This window comes from Novosphingobium humi, assembly GCF_028607105.1.
Taxonomy (GTDB): Bacteria; Pseudomonadota; Alphaproteobacteria; order Sphingomonadales; family Sphingomonadaceae; genus Novosphingobium; species Novosphingobium humi.
The window spans coordinates 2,353,953-2,368,014 of sequence record NZ_CP117417.1; the positions used below are offsets into that span (position 1 = coordinate 2,353,953).

A 14,062-nucleotide genomic window follows, 5' to 3' on the forward strand; every position below is an offset into this window, starting at 1 on the left:
CACCCATCTCGATCGAGCGGGGGTTCACCCAAGGGATTGCAACGAAACTTGCGCCGAATCCCTGTGGGGTCGGCTGGATTTGCGGCCCGCTAGCAGAGTCGCGGGTCAAAGGCAAGCTGCGATCAACCAAACCTGACTCGCCAATCGGGGCGCGGAGCGGCTCTAAAGCCGATAAACAGCACGATGACAACACCCCACCGGCATTTTATACGCCGGGCTTATATCCTCAGGATGCCCCGGACTATACGCAAGGCCCGCCATAAGCTAGGGGCGGCCTATGAGTCATGAAACACCTTCCAATCAGGTCCGCCAATTTGTCGTCGGCCGCGATGATGACGGCATTCGCCTGGACCGCTGGTTCAAGCGCCATCTGCCCCAGATCGGCTTTGCCACGATCAGCCGCTGGGCCCGCACCGGCCAGATCCGCATCGACGGCAAGCGCGCCGCCCCCGAAGACCGCGTGGCCAAGGGCCAGACCCTGCGCGTGCCGCCCGGCGACAGCATCGTGGGCATCGGCGGCGGCAAGGCCGCGCGCGCCCGCAAGCCTTTGACCGAGGCGCAGCTCGAACTGGCCGATTCCATTGTGCTGCACCGCGACCCGTCCGCCATCGTCATCAACAAGCCCCCCGGTCTGGCCACCCAAGGCGGCAGCGGAACGTTCGAGCATGTCGACGGTCTGCTCGACGCCTATGCCAATGGCGGCCCGCGCCCGCGCCTTGTCCACCGTTTGGACAAGGACACGTCGGGCGTACTGCTGGTCGCAGCCACGCCGGGCAGCGCGGCCTTCTTCTCCAAGCGCTTTTCCGGGCGCACGGCCAAGAAGGTCTACTGGGCGCTGGTGGTGGGCGTCCCCTCGATCGACGAAGGACTGATCGACCTGCCGCTGGCCAAGCAGCCCGGATCGGGCGGCGAAAAGATGATGGTCGACCAATCCGAACACGGGCAGCCCTCCAAGAGCCGCTATCGCGTGATCGACCGTGCAGGCAATCGCTGCTGCTGGGTCGAACTGCAACCGCTGACGGGGCGCACCCATCAGTTGCGCGTCCATATGGCGGCCATCGGCCACCCGATCGTGGGCGACGGCAAATATGGCGGGCCGGACGCCTTTCTCTCGGGCAGCATCAGCCGCAAGCTGCACCTCCATGCCCGCCGCCTGATCATCGAACATCCCGACGGCACGCCTTTGGATGTCGAGGCGCCCTTGCCCGATCATATGGCGGCCAGCCTTGCCCAGCTCGGCTTTGAGGAATCGGAGGGCGAATATATCCCCGATCCCAGCGGCGAATGGGGGCGCGAGGAAAAGAAGCAGGCGGCCAAGGCCCATGCCAAGGATTACCGCAAGGAACGCAAGGGCGAGCGCCGGGGCCGGGCCGAAACGGGCCGATCGCGCAATGATTCGCGCCGGACTGAATCCCGCAAAGGCCCCGGCGCCAAGTCCGAGGCCCCGCGCAAATCCGGCCCCAAAAAGGGCCTGGGCAGCAAGCCGAGTGCAAAGCCGACCGGCCCGCGTCCTGCGGCCAAGGCTGCGGGCAAACCTGCGGGTCGGCCCGCGGCTAAGCCTGCCGGCAAGCCCGCTGGTCGCCCCTCGGGCAGGCCGCCCGCGCCCCGGGGCCAGCGTTAATGCACCCTAATCCGGCCTTTCGTCATGACGATCGTGCGCTGTTTGAACGCCTGATCCGCGAAATCGGCTTTGGCATGGTGTTCGCCGCCACACCGGACGGGCCGCGCGTGGCGCATGTGCCGCTGGTGTCTGACGGCAATGGCACGGTGCAGTTCCATCTTGCGCGCGGCAATGCGCTGGCGCGCCATCTGCACGGGATGGTCGCGCTGGCGGTTGTCAACGGGCCAGACGCCTATGTCTCGCCGCGCTGGTATGGCCATGATCCCAATCAGGTGCCGACATGGAACTATGTCGCGCTGGAAATGGAAGGGCCGGTGCGCAGGATGGACCGCGACGGGCTATTTGGCCTGCTGGAGGCGCTTTCGGCGCAGGAGGAGGCCAAATTGCCCCCGCCCGCATGGACGATGGAGAAATCCGACCCGGCCTATATCGACAAGCTGATGGGCGCGATTGTCGGCTTTGAGATGGAGGTACAGGCGTGGCGCCCAACCTTCAAGCTCTCGCAGAACAAATCGGCCGAAATGCGCGAACAGGTCGCCGCCGGGCTGGAAGAGGTCGGAAGCCATGCGGTGGCCGCGATGATGCGGGGGCTGGTATGACCAGATTGGCCGTGTTCGATTGCGACGGAACGCTGGTCGATGGCCAGCATGACATTCAGGCCGCGATGGTTGATGCCTTTCGCGCGCAAAGCCTGCCCCCCCCCTCGCGTGAGGCGGTGCGCCAAATCGTCGGGCTCAGCCTGCCTGTCGCCATGCGCCGCCTGCGCCCCGATCTTGAGAGCGAGCAGCAGGCCGCGCTGGTCGAGGAATATAAATACGCCTATCGTAGCGCTCGCGATTCCGGGCGGATCGGTGAGCCTTTGTATGACGGCATCCGGGGGCTGCTCGACGGGCTGCGCAGCGATGGCTGGGCGATGGCCGTGGCCACGGGCAAGAGCGATCGCGGGCTGACCCATTGCCTGGCGATGCACGGGCTGTCCGACCATTTCGTCTCGCTGCAGACCGCCGATCGCCATCCGTCAAAGCCCCATCCCGCCATGCTGGAGGCCGCCCTGTTCGAGGCCGCCGCCATGCCGCAGGACAGCGTGATGATCGGCGACACCAGCTTTGACATGGCCATGGCGCGCAGCGCGGGCGTGCGGGCATTGGGGGTGGCATGGGGCTATCACAGCGTGGCGCAGTTGATGGCCGCGGGCGCCGATGCGGTCGCGCGCGATCCGGAACACTTGCGGGAGTTACTGGGATGAGCATGGACGCGCAAACGCTGGCGAAGGCGCGCTTCAAGCGGTTGACGGTGGTGCGCTTTGTCGGCGTGCTGGTGGCGATGGTGGGCGCGGCGATCATGGCGGGCAAGGTGGATCTGCCGCGTCTCGTCGGCCTGCTGGTGCTGCTGGGCGGGATCTATTACGCGCTGATTTTCCCCAGCCGGTTGGTGAAGCGCTGGAAGAAGCAAGACGGGGCGCAATGAAGCGGTTTTACAAGGAAGTATCGGTGGCCGGGCAGGATGGCGCCTGGCAGGTGACGCTGGACGGGCGCGCGATTCGTACCGTGGGCGGACAGCCGCAAAAGGTGCCGACCAAGGCTCTTGCCGAGGCGCTGGCCGGGGAATGGGCGGCGCAGGGCGAAGAGATCGACCCGACGAGTTTCGTTTTGCGCGATATGGCCGATTATGCACTGGACGTGGTCGGGCGCGACCGGGCCGAGGCCATTGCCTCGCTGCTGCCCTATGCCGAAACGGACACGCTATGCTATCGCGCCGATCCTGAAGACGCCCTGTTCGAGCGCCAGAACGAGGTTTGGGAGCCGATTCTGGCCGCCGCCGAAGTGCGCCACGGCATCCGGATGCAGCGCATCAGTGGCATCATGCACAAGCCCCAGCCCGCCGAAAGCCTCGCCGCCTTGCGCGCGCGACTGGACGATGCCGATGCGTTCACGCTGGCGGCCCTGCGCAACATGGCCAGTCTGGCGGCATCGCTGCTGATCGCGCTGGAGGCGGCGGAACCGGGGGCGGATGTGGCCGCGCTATGGGCCGCCGCCAGCCTTGAAGAAGAGTGGCAGGCCGACCTCTGGGGCCGCGACTGGGAGGCCGAAGAGCGCCGCGAGAAGCGGGCGAAGGCGTTTGCTTTGTCGGCGGAATTTGTTGGGATGGTAAGGGGGTAAATTTTGCCTCCGGCAGGCAAAGGGACTTGTCCCTTTGCCTGCCGGAGGCATCTTAACGCCCCTCACCCGACCCAATCTGCGACTTCCGCCGCCAGCTTGTCCGACATCCGCCCCAGTGCCTCGGCCACAGCTTCAGGCTTGGGCGCGACGCCCTTTTCCACCGCCTCGAACCGGCGCTGGGCCAGCGTGCCGTCCAGTTTGGTCAACAGCGCGTCATAGCGGATCACGGCCGAGCGGGTGCGGTCGTCATAGCCCATGAAAATCAGACGCCCGCCGAGGTGCTGGCCCGCCACAGCGCCATCCTCGCCATCGATCAGCACGAGACGGATGCCACGTGCGCGGATCACCTCGGCGATATGGTTGCGCAGCAGGCGCGCGGGGCGCTCGCTCCACAGCCCTTCCTTCATGTAGGCGATCGAGCTGTCATTCACCCGCACCGCGATCCGCGTCAGGCCAAGCGCCCGCTCGGTTTCCGGCTCGGCCACGGCCAGCGTGGTGATCGGTGTGGCCGTGACCAGCGCGCCCGCAGGCGCCGAAACCGGCGGCAGGGTAAAGAGCTGGCGCGGCGGCTTGCCCCCCGCGCCGACCTTGACGCAGCCCGCCAACAGCAGCACCCCGATCAGAGCGGCGATCTTTTTCATGGGTGATACTCCGGCAGCTTGGGGGGCGAGAGCGCTGCGACGGCGCCCTGGTTGTCGATCTTTTCGGTCAGTTCGCGCAGCGCCCGACTGGCCGCCCGCAATTCGCGCACGGCGCTCTCGGCCTGCGGCAGGGTTTCCTCGCGCACGTGCTGGATCGCCGGATCCGTCTGGCCCAGCGTGGCCTTCAGCGCATCAGCCGCCCCTTGCGCAGAGCGCAGCGTCTGGTTCAACTGGGCCACGACCGTATTGCCGTTGCCGTCCAGTTGGCTGTTGAAATTGGCGGTCAGCTTCTGAAACTCGGCCATCGAGTCCTTGGCCTGCACCAGCGCGGCATCGAGATCGCCCACCACCTGCTTCACCTGCGGCGAGGCATCAGCCAGATTGGCCGTCATCCGGTTGGTATTGGCCAGAATGCCCTCGATATTCTTCTGGTTCTTGTCCGACAGAAGGTTGGACAGCTTGTCGGTCAGCGCGCCGATCCGTTCGAGCAATTGCGGCGCACTGGAGAGCAGATCGCCAAGGCCCGACAATTTGGTGGGGATCACCGGCGCGCCATCGGGGCCAATGGCCGTGATCGGCGGCTGCCCCGGCTTGCCGCCGGCCAATTGGACATTTGAAACGCCGGTAAAGCTGCCCTGAATGGTGGCCGTGGTGCCTTGCAAAACCGGGATGTCGCGGTTGAGGGCGATGCGCACACGCACCACGCTGGGATCATCGGGCGACAGTTCGATCTCGGTGATCTGTCCGGCCGGAACGCCTTTATAATTGACCTGTGTTCCCTTGGCCAAGCCGTCGACAGACTGGCGGAAATAGATGTCATAGGGTTTGCGTTCATGGCGCGAAAGATGCGCCAGCCAGAGCGCAAAGCCCGCCGCCATCCCCAGCAAGATCAGCGTTACCGCCCCTACCCAGATATGATTGGCGCGTGTTTCCATCGCTCTACTATGCCTTTGCCGGATTGGGGCTGTCCAGCCCGTGGGTTTTGGCCCCAAGACCTTGAGCCTCGCCGCCGCGCGCCATCAGCGCCGAGCGGCCGCGCGGCCCGCCGAAATATTCATGGATCCACGGATGGTCGCTGGCCATCAGTTCGGGGATAGTGCCCACCGCGATCACCTTTTTGTCGGCCAGCACCGCCACGCGGTCGCAAATCTCGTGCAGCGTGTCGAGGTCATGGGTGATGAGGAACACCGTCAGCCCCAGCGTCTCGTGCAATTCGCGTGTCAGACTGTCAAAGGCCGCCGCGCCGATGGGATCGAGGCCCGCCGTCGGCTCGTCCAGAAACAGCAGCTCCGGGTCGAGCGCCAGCGCGCGGGCCAGACCAGCACGCTTCTTCATGCCGCCCGACAGTTCGGAAGGGTATTTCGCCGCCGCATTGTCGGGCAATCCCGTCAGGCTGACCTTATAACGCGCGATTTCGTGGCGCAGTTCGGGGTCCATGTCGGGATAGAATTCTTTCAGCGGCACCTCGACATTTTCCGCCACGGTGAGCGTAGAAAACAACGCCCCGCCCTGAAACAGCACGCCCCAGCGGCTGCGGATGTCGGCCTCGCCGGGCGCGCGGGGGGTGCCGACCTCGTGGCCCAGCACTTCGATGCGCCCATGGCTGGGCGTCTGAAGCCCGATGACCGAGCGCATCAAGACCGATTTGCCCGTGCCCGATCCGCCGACAACGCCGATGATCTCGCCGCGGCGCACGTCAAGGCTCAGCCCTTCATGAACGGCGTGATCGCCAAAGCGGTTTTCCAGATCCTCGATGCGGATCGCCAGATCGTTCATATCCAGCCTACCTCGGAAAAGAAGACGGCGAAGAAGGCGTCGATCACGATCACGGCGAAGATCGCCTGCACCACCGCCTGGGTCGTGCGCAGGCCCACCTCTTCGCTGCTGCCCTTGACCTGCATGCCCTGATAGCAGCCCGTCATGGCCACAATCAGGCCAAACACCGGCCCCTTGATCAGGCCCACCCACAGGTCGATCAGCGGCACCACCTCCTGCACCCGCGCAAGGAAGTTGAAGAAGGGAATATCGAGCGTGAAGGCGCTGATCGTGGCGCCCCCGACAATGGCAATCAGCGCCGAATACAGACCCAGCAAAGGCATCATGACAACCGCCGCCATCACGCGCGGCAGCACCAGCGCCTCCATCGGAGAGACCCCGATGGTGCGCATCGCGTCAATTTCCTCGGTCAGCTTCATCGTGCCGATCTGCGCGGCAAAGGCGCTGCCCGAACGGCCCGCCACCATGATCGCGGTCATCAGCACGCCCAGTTCGCGCAGGGAAATGCGGCCCGTCAGATTGACGGTATAGATCTCGGCGCCGAATTGCTGAAGCTGGACCGCGCCCTGCTGGGCGATCACCACGCCGACCAGAAAACTCATCAGCCCGACAATGGCCAGAGCATCCACGCCCACCAACTCGGTCTGGCGAACCAGCGCGGTCCAGCGGATGCGCGAGGGATGGCGGATCACATTGCCCAGCGCACAAATCAGCGAACCCAGAAAGCTCAGGATCGCGCCCGAACCCTGCCACAGGCCGATCATCACCAACCCGACCGTTTCCACGATTCGGATCATCGGCGCGGCGCGCGGCGGGGCGATGGGCGCATCGCCGCTGCAACATTTAACCGCCGACATCAGCCGCTCGGCCTTTTCGCCCGCGCCCACCACCTGCGCTCCGGCATCGCGCGCCAGACGCCACACCAGCCATGCCCCGGCGGTGTCGAGTTCCTCCAGCCCGGAAATGTCGAGCTCGGCAAATTGCGGCTGTTCCCGGCGCATCGCGTGATCGAGCGCGCCGACGCTGGCAATCGTCAGCACGCCTGACAGGGTCAGCGTGGACGTGCCATCGGCATCCGTGGCCAACAAGAAATCGCAATCGGGTGCCATGTAATCAACCTTGTGGGCGAAAAACATGTCCCTCGCAAGAGGTGGTTTCGCCCCCTAAGTACGGCTTTACCCGGTGCGCCCTTGCGAAAGGGGGGCCATGCTGGCAAAGGCCGCAGCCAAATAGCTGGAAATGACATGACCGAAGAAACCGCCAATATGCTCGACAAGACCTTTGACCCCGCCGGGATCGAAGCGAAATGGTATGGCCATTGGGAGGCGAACAACCTGTTCCGCCCCGAGCGCCCCGATGCGGCGCCTTTTACCATCGTCAATCCGCCGCCCAATGTGACGGGTTCGCTGCATATCGGCCATGCGCTGGACAATACGCTTCAGGATATCGTGATCCGTTACGAGCGCCTGCGCGGCAAGGATGCGCTCTGGGTGGTGGGCACGGACCATGCCGGCATCGCGACGCAAATGGTGGTCGAGCGCCAGATGGAGGCCAAGGGCGACAAGCGCACCAATTACACGCGCGAAGGTTTCATCGACAAGGTCTGGGAATGGAAAGCCGAGAGCGGCGGCACCATCACCGGCCAGTTGCGCCGTCTGGGCTGCTCGATGGACTGGAGCCGCGAGCAGTTCACGATGGACCCGCATTTCACCCGCGCGGTGGTGAAGGTCTTTGTCGATCTCTATAATCAGGGGCTGATCTATCGCGACAAGCGTCTGGTCAATTGGGACCCCAAGCTGAAAACCGCGATTTCCGACCTTGAGGTGGAAACCCGCGAGGTTCAGGGCCATTTCTGGCGCTTCCGCTATCCGCTGGCAGACGGCGTGACTCTGGCTGATGGGCGTGACCATATCGTCGTGGCAACCACGCGACCTGAAACCATGCTGGCCGATATGGCTGTGGCGGTTCACCCCGAAGATGATCGTTACAAAAGCGTCATCGGCAAATTTGTGAAGCTGCCCATTACAGGCCGTCTGATCCCCATCGTGGCCGATGAACATGCCGACCCGGCGCTGGGCACGGGCGCGGTCAAGATCACGCCGGGCCATGACTTCAACGACTTTGAAGTGGGCAAGCGCGCGGGGATTGCCGCGAACCAGATGCTCAACATGCTCGATGCCGATGCCCATGTGGTGCAGGTGGCCGATGGGCTGATCCCGGACGAGTTCGTGGGGATGGAGCGCTTTGACGCGCGCAAGGCGGTTGTGGCGCGGCTGAAGGCCGAGGGTCTGCTGGTCCCGCACATCACCAAGAACAAGGAAGGCGAAGAGGTGGAGCATGACGCCGAACCTCGCGTGATCCAGACGCCCTATGGCGACCGCGGCGGGGTGGTGATCGAGCCTTGGCTGACCGATCAGTGGTATGTGAATGCCGCCGTGCTGGCGCAAAAGCCGATTGAGGCGGTGCGCAGCGGCGCAATCGAGATCGTGCCCAAGAGCTGGGAAAAGACCTTCTTCAACTGGATGGAAAATATCCAGCCGTGGTGCGTGTCGCGACAGCTCTGGTGGGGCCATCGTATTCCGGCGTGGTATGCCGAGGATGGTCAGGTCTTTGTGGCCGAAACCGAGGAAGAGGCGCAGGCTCTGGCGGGCAACAAGGCGCTGACCCGCGATTCCGACGTGCTCGACACGTGGTTCTCCTCGGCGCTCTGGCCTTTTGCCACGCTGGGCTGGCCGGACGAGGACGCACCGCTGCTAAAGAAGCACTATCCCAACGACCTGCTGGTGTCGGGCTTTGACATCCTGTTCTTCTGGGATGCGCGCATGGCGATGCAAGGCATTCATTTCATGAAGGAAGTGCCGTGGAAGCGGCTCTATCTGCATGGTCTGGTGCGCGCGGCCGATGGCGCGAAAATGTCCAAGTCCAAGGGCAATGTCGTCGATCCGCTGGGCCTGATCGACCAATATGGGGCGGATGCCTTGCGCTTCTTCATGGCGGCGATGGAATCGCAGGGCCGCGATGTGAAGATGGATGAAAAGCGCGTCGAAGGTTATCGCAACTTTGCGACCAAGCTTTGGAATGCGGCGCGTTTCTGTCAATCCAACGGCATCACGGCGTCCACCTCGGTGGCCGCCCCGGTCGCCACCAGCGCGGTGAACAAGTGGATCATCGGCGAGGTGGTCGAAACCGTAGCCGCACTCGACAAGGCGATGGCCGAACTGCGTTTTGATGCCGCAGCCAGCGCGATCTACCAATTCGTGTGGAATGCTTTCTGCGACTGGTACATCGAACTGATCAAGGGTTCGTTCGACGAGGAAACCAAGGCTGTGGCCGGTTGGGTGCTGGATCAGATTCTGGTCATGCTCCACCCCTTCATGCCGTTTGTGACCGAAGAGCTGTGGAGCAAGCTGGGCGCGCGTGAAAGCGAGTTGATCGTGGCGGCATGGCCCGCCCCTCAGGCCGAAGTGGACGCCGAGGCCAAGCGTGAGGTCGAATGGCTGATCGCGCTCATCGGTAACCTGCGCGGCGCCAAGGTGGAACTAGGCCTTGCGCCCGGATCGCGCCTGACCGCCTATTTGCCCGACCCCAGCGAGGCCACGCGCGGCATCATCACCCGCAATCCGGTGGCGATTGACCGCCTGGCGCGTCTCGATGCCATCCATTTCGCTCCAGCCCCTGCGGGCGCGGCGATGCAGGTGGGCGCGGGCGATGCCAATATCATCGTTCCGCTCGAAGGGCTGATCGACGTGGCGGCGGAAAAGGCGCGTTTGGCCAAGGCTCTGGCCACGTCGGAGAAAGAGCGCGATTCGCTCGACAAGCGCCTGTCGAACCCGGCCTTTGTCGAAAAGGCCAAGCCCGAGGCCATCGATAAGGCCCGCGCCGACCACGCCCATCACAGCGCCGAGGCCACCCGCCTTGCGGCTGCGCTGGCGCGTTTGGGATAATGCTGAGCCTCGCAACGATCATTCCGGGCAAACCGGAAATCTTTGCGGCCTTGCAAGGTGAAGGGGCGTCCATCGGGCGCCCCTGCGTCTTCCTGCGCCTGTCGCGCTGCAATCTGGCGTGCCAATGGTGCGACACGGCGTATACTTGGCGGTTCGAGGGCGACAACCGGCCCCACAAGGACGGGATCGCCTTTGACCGCGCCGACAATCAGGTGGTCTGGGACGAGGCGAAGGTGGCCGAGGCCATCCATGCCTTTGGCCAAAGCCGACTCGTCATTACCGGGGGTGAGCCTTTGCTTCAGGCCCCTGCCCTCGTGCGGATGCTCGATCATCTTTTTGCGCTGGGCGATTATCAGGTTGAGATCGAGACCAATGGTTCTGTCGTGCCTGGCGAAGCGCTGGCCGCGCGGGTGGCGCAATATAACGTCAGCCCCAAGCTGGGCCATTCGGGCAACCCGCGGGATCTGGCCATCCGGCCCGAAGCTTTGCGCTTTTTTGCCCAATATCCCAAGGCTTTCTTCAAATTCGTGGTGGCGACCCCCGATGATGTCGAAGAGGTCGCCGCACTGGCTGCCGAGCATGGCCTGCCTGCCGAGCGCATCTTCCTGATGCCCGAGGGGCGCGATCCCGAAACACTGCGCGCGCGGATGGTATGGATTGCTGATCTTTGTCTGCAGCGCGGTTATGCGATGACAGACCGCTTGCATATTCATCTTTCCGGCGACACCAGAGGCACATGAGCGAATTTGTCACCGAAGAAGCGCCGCCTTCCGATGCGCGCCCCCATGGCCACGCCACCCCGATGCGGGGCGATCTGACGCAGGGGCCGATCCTGAAAACGCTGCTGCTGTTTTCCATTCCTACCCTGCTCTCCAACCTGCTGCAAACGCTCAACGGCACGGTCAACTCGATCTGGGTGGGCAAGCTGATCGGGGAAAGCGCGCTGGCGGCCACGGCCAATGTCAACATCATCATGTTCCTGATGATGGCCACGGTGTTCGGCTTTGGCATGGCCACGACCGTGCGCGTGGGGCAATCCTTTGGCGCGCGCGACATGGACAGCGCGCGGGTGACTTTCGGCTCGGGCATGGGCTTTTGCGTGGCGCTCTCGGTGCTGATCGGCATCATCGGCTCGGTGCTGGCGCCCAGATTGCTGCATCTGATGGCCACGCCCGAGGCAAGCCGGATCGAGGCGCTCGACTATCTGCGCGTGGTGTTCATCACCATGCCTTTCGGGTCGATCTCGATCATGCTCTCGATGGGTATGCGCGGAGTGGGTGACGCCAAGGTGCCGCTTTTCGCGATGATCCTGACCGTGCTGATCGACATCACGATGAACCCGCTGCTGATCCGCGGCTTTGGTCCGATCCCGGCGATGGGGATTGCGGGTTCGGCATGGTCGACGGCGGCCGCCAACTTTGCGGGCGCGGCGCTGATGCTGGGCTGGATCTATGCGCGCGATCTGCCCCTGCGGCTGCGGGGACAGGAATGGGCCTATCTGCGCCCGCGCGGGGATGAGCTGCGTTTCATCATCGCCAAGGGCCTGCCGATGGGCGCGCAGATGCTGCTGGTCTCGTCAGCCGGCCTGGTGATGGTGGGTCTGGTCAACCGCGAAGGCGTGGCCACGGCGGCGGCCTATGGCGCCTCTATGCAATTGTGGAACTATCTGCAAATGCCCGCCTTTGCCATTGCCAGCGCGGTTTCGGCCATGGTGGCGCAGAATGTCGGCGCGGGGCTGCACAAGCGGGTCAGCAAGATCACGATGCGAGGGCTGATCGTGAACGAGAGCGTGACGGTGACGCTGGCCGTGCTGATCGTGATCTTCGATGCGCCTCTCCTGCGGATGTTCCTTGTGCCCGGCAGCCCGTCGATCCCGATCGCCCAGCATATGCAGCCGATCGTCAGCGTGTCCTTCGTGCTGTTTGGGATCATGATGATCCTGACGGGCACGATGCGGGCTTACGGCGCGGTGATCCTCCCGCTCGTCATCATGTTTGTGGCGATGTATCCGGCGCGCGTGGGCTTCTACTTTGTCGCCTTCCCCTATCTGGGGGCCAATGCGCTGTGGTATGCCTATCCGTTCAGCGCGGTAGTGGCCGTGGCGATGACCAGCGCGATCTATCTGCGCGGCAACTGGCGCAAGGTGACGCCCAAGGCGGGTGGCCGACCCGCCTAACGCCCAGTCAATCAGCGCCCTTGGGTGCGCCAGCGCTGGACGGTGCGCATCACCATCTGGTGATCGTCGCCGCTCTGACGCCAAAGCTGGCTGAAGGACGGATCGGAGGAGGCGGGCCGCTTGGCTTCCTCCAGATCGTCGAAGGAGACACGCATTGGAATGCCCACACCCTCGCCGCAGATGATGCATTCGCGGTTGCGCAGCGCGGGGATCGAATCCAGAAAGCCGCGCGCGCCCTCAGGCATGGCCGCGCGGACAAAGGCCTGATCGCGCTCGTTGTTCAGACGCATCGACAGGATCGTGCCGCACTGGCTCAGCACGCCCTCGGCAAGGTCGGAAGGCCGCTGGGTCACAAGGCCGAGCGAGACGCCATATTTGCGTCCTTCCTTGGCAATGCGCGAGAGGATACGGCCCACCGAAGAGCCATCGGCATTCTTCTCATTGGGCACATAGCGATGCGCTTCCTCGCACACCAGCAGGATGGGGCGGGTATCCTCCTCGCGCGCCCAGATCGAAAAATCGAACACCAGCCGCGAGAGCAGCGCCACCACCGTCGAGGTGACTTCCGAGGGCACGCCGGACACGTCGATGATCGCAATCGGCTGTCCCGCCGAAGGCAGGCGGAACATGCGCGAGAGCACGTCCACCATCGTGTCGCCCACCAGCATCCCGGAAAACAGGAAGTTGAAACGCGGATCGCCCCGCAATTCGTCAATGCGGGATTTCAACCGGACATAGGGCGCGGTGGTGGTCGCCTTTTCCAGCTTGCCCATCTCATTGTGCAGGATCGCCTGAAGATCGCTGATCAGATAGGGCACCGGCGAATCCACCGTGATCCGCCCGCCCAACGCCTCGGCCAGACGGTTCTTCTGCCGCGCGGCCAGCAGGCATTTGCCAAGGATCTCAGCATCGACCTGCCGGTTCTCTCCCTGACTCGACAGGAGGATCTCGCAATGCTCCTCGAAATTCATCAGCCAATAGGGCAGTTGCAGGTTCGAAACGTCAAGGATCAGGCCCGTTTGCCGAAAGGCGCTGGCATATTCGCCATGCGGGTCGATCATCAGGATATGGCCCTGCGGCGCCAGTTCGCAGATCCGGTGCAGGATCAGGGCCAGCGCGGTCGATTTGCCCGTGCCGGTCGAACCCAGCAGCGCGAAATGCTTGCCCAGCAGCGAATCGATATAGAGGCTGGCGCGGATCGTGGTGGTCGGGTGGACCTTGCCGATGGTGATCACCGCGCGCCCGTCGCCCGAATAGATATGGCGCAGGTCGCGCGTGCCGGCCGGAAAGACCATCGCGCCGGGCAGCGGATATTGCGTCACCCCGCGCCGAAAACTGGTCAGCGCGCCGGTCTGCGGATCGAGCGTCCCCTCGCCCAGAAAATCGACCGTGGCGATGATGCCCTCATCGGCCCTGCGCCCCTGTTTCTGATCGCGGATGCTGGCCAGCAGGCAGGTCTGGCCCGCTATAATGCGGATCTGGCTGCCCACAAGGCCCGATTGCGCGATCGAAGGGTCCACGTCCGCCCCGCATTCGGCCAGACGTTGCAGATCGAGCGCGATCAGCCCGCCCGCCCCTGAAATTTCCAGAACCACGCCCATCGGCTGAGCTGAATTGGGCAGGCAATCGCCTTGATCGCCCAGCTCCGTATGGACTGTGCCCTGTGCGCCATAGGCGCCGTTCAAGCCGGGATTGGTCATGTCATTCATGCCAATCGGGCCTGTGCCGAGATGCGAACCCCTGTC

General features: G+C 64.1%; 13 protein-coding genes. 8 read left to right on the top strand and 5 right to left on the bottom strand.

All coding sequences use genetic code 11. The features are described from left to right. The first annotated feature begins 277 nt into the window (after positions 1 to 277). From PQ457_RS11050 to PQ457_RS11070, 5 genes are read left to right on the top strand one after another with little or no spacing between them, the layout of a single operon-like run. Positions 278 to 1,621: an RluA family pseudouridine synthase gene (locus PQ457_RS11050; RefSeq protein WP_273616920.1), complete on the top strand. Its 1,344-nt coding sequence runs from the start codon at positions 278 to 280 to the stop codon at positions 1,619 to 1,621. Further along, a complete protein-coding gene (locus PQ457_RS11055; protein ID WP_273616921.1) occupies positions 1,621 to 2,220 on the top strand; it encodes an FMN-binding negative transcriptional regulator in 600 nt (199 codons plus the stop codon). The genes PQ457_RS11050 and PQ457_RS11055 overlap by 1 nt, the downstream gene beginning before the upstream one ends. Beyond that, positions 2,217 to 2,867 carry an HAD-IA family hydrolase gene (locus tag PQ457_RS11060; protein ID WP_273616922.1) on the top strand — a complete coding sequence of 217 codons (651 nt, stop codon included), beginning with the start codon at positions 2,217 to 2,219 and terminating at the stop codon, positions 2,865 to 2,867. Before PQ457_RS11055 ends, PQ457_RS11060 begins: the two co-directional genes overlap by 4 nt. After that, entirely contained in the window at positions 2,864 to 3,088 is a 225-nt protein-coding gene (locus tag PQ457_RS11065) for a hypothetical protein (RefSeq protein WP_273616923.1), read from the top strand. The genes PQ457_RS11060 and PQ457_RS11065 overlap by 4 nt, the downstream gene beginning before the upstream one ends. After that, positions 3,085 to 3,780, top strand: coding sequence for an ATP12 family chaperone protein (locus PQ457_RS11070; RefSeq protein WP_273616924.1), 696 nt, complete (start codon positions 3,085 to 3,087; stop codon positions 3,778 to 3,780). The genes PQ457_RS11065 and PQ457_RS11070 overlap by 4 nt, the downstream gene beginning before the upstream one ends. A 62-nt stretch (positions 3,781 to 3,842) precedes the next feature. On the opposite strand, the gene PQ457_RS11075 is transcribed toward PQ457_RS11070, so the two are convergent. The 4 genes from PQ457_RS11075 to PQ457_RS11090 are packed head-to-tail and all read right to left on the bottom strand — an operon-like array spanning position 3,843 to position 7,306. Beyond that, the gene (locus PQ457_RS11075) at positions 3,843 to 4,421 is read right to left on the bottom strand and encodes an ABC-type transport auxiliary lipoprotein family protein (protein ID WP_273616925.1); all 579 of its coding nucleotides are present in this window, start codon (positions 4,419 to 4,421) and stop codon (positions 3,843 to 3,845) included. Further along, positions 4,418 to 5,356, bottom strand: coding sequence for an MlaD family protein (locus PQ457_RS11080; RefSeq protein ID WP_273616926.1), 939 nt, complete (start codon positions 5,354 to 5,356; stop codon positions 4,418 to 4,420). The genes PQ457_RS11075 and PQ457_RS11080 overlap by 4 nt, the downstream gene beginning before the upstream one ends. 7 nt (positions 5,357 to 5,363) lie before the next feature. After that, positions 5,364 to 6,197 (bottom strand): ABC transporter ATP-binding protein, encoded by an 834-nt coding sequence (locus tag PQ457_RS11085; RefSeq protein WP_273616927.1) that lies wholly within the window; start codon positions 6,195 to 6,197, stop codon positions 5,364 to 5,366. Continuing rightward, the gene (locus tag PQ457_RS11090) at positions 6,194 to 7,306 is read right to left on the bottom strand and encodes an ABC transporter permease (RefSeq protein WP_273619307.1); all 1,113 of its coding nucleotides are present in this window, start codon (positions 7,304 to 7,306) and stop codon (positions 6,194 to 6,196) included. Before PQ457_RS11090 ends, PQ457_RS11085 begins: the two co-directional genes overlap by 4 nt. 135 nt (positions 7,307 to 7,441) lie before the next feature. Between PQ457_RS11090 and PQ457_RS11095 the strand changes: the two genes are divergently transcribed. From PQ457_RS11095 to PQ457_RS11105, 3 genes are read left to right on the top strand one after another with little or no spacing between them, the layout of a single operon-like run. Then, on the top strand, positions 7,442 to 10,141 hold the full coding sequence (locus PQ457_RS11095) for a valine--tRNA ligase (RefSeq protein WP_273616928.1): 2,700 nt from the start codon (positions 7,442 to 7,444) through the stop codon (positions 10,139 to 10,141). After that, the gene (locus PQ457_RS11100; protein ID WP_273619308.1) at positions 10,138 to 10,881 is read left to right on the top strand and encodes a 7-carboxy-7-deazaguanine synthase QueE; all 744 of its coding nucleotides are present in this window, start codon (positions 10,138 to 10,140) and stop codon (positions 10,879 to 10,881) included. The genes PQ457_RS11095 and PQ457_RS11100 overlap by 4 nt, the downstream gene beginning before the upstream one ends. Beyond that, on the top strand, positions 10,878 to 12,317 hold the full coding sequence (locus PQ457_RS11105) for an MATE family efflux transporter (protein ID WP_273616929.1): 1,440 nt from the start codon (positions 10,878 to 10,880) through the stop codon (positions 12,315 to 12,317). Before PQ457_RS11100 ends, PQ457_RS11105 begins: the two co-directional genes overlap by 4 nt. An 11-nt stretch (positions 12,318 to 12,328) precedes the next feature. Here the strand turns inward: PQ457_RS11105 and PQ457_RS11110 are convergent, their stop codons facing one another. Then, positions 12,329 to 14,026, bottom strand: coding sequence for an ATP-binding protein (locus PQ457_RS11110; RefSeq protein ID WP_273616930.1), 1,698 nt, complete (start codon positions 14,024 to 14,026; stop codon positions 12,329 to 12,331). Between the last annotated feature and the right edge of the window lie 36 nt (positions 14,027 to 14,062).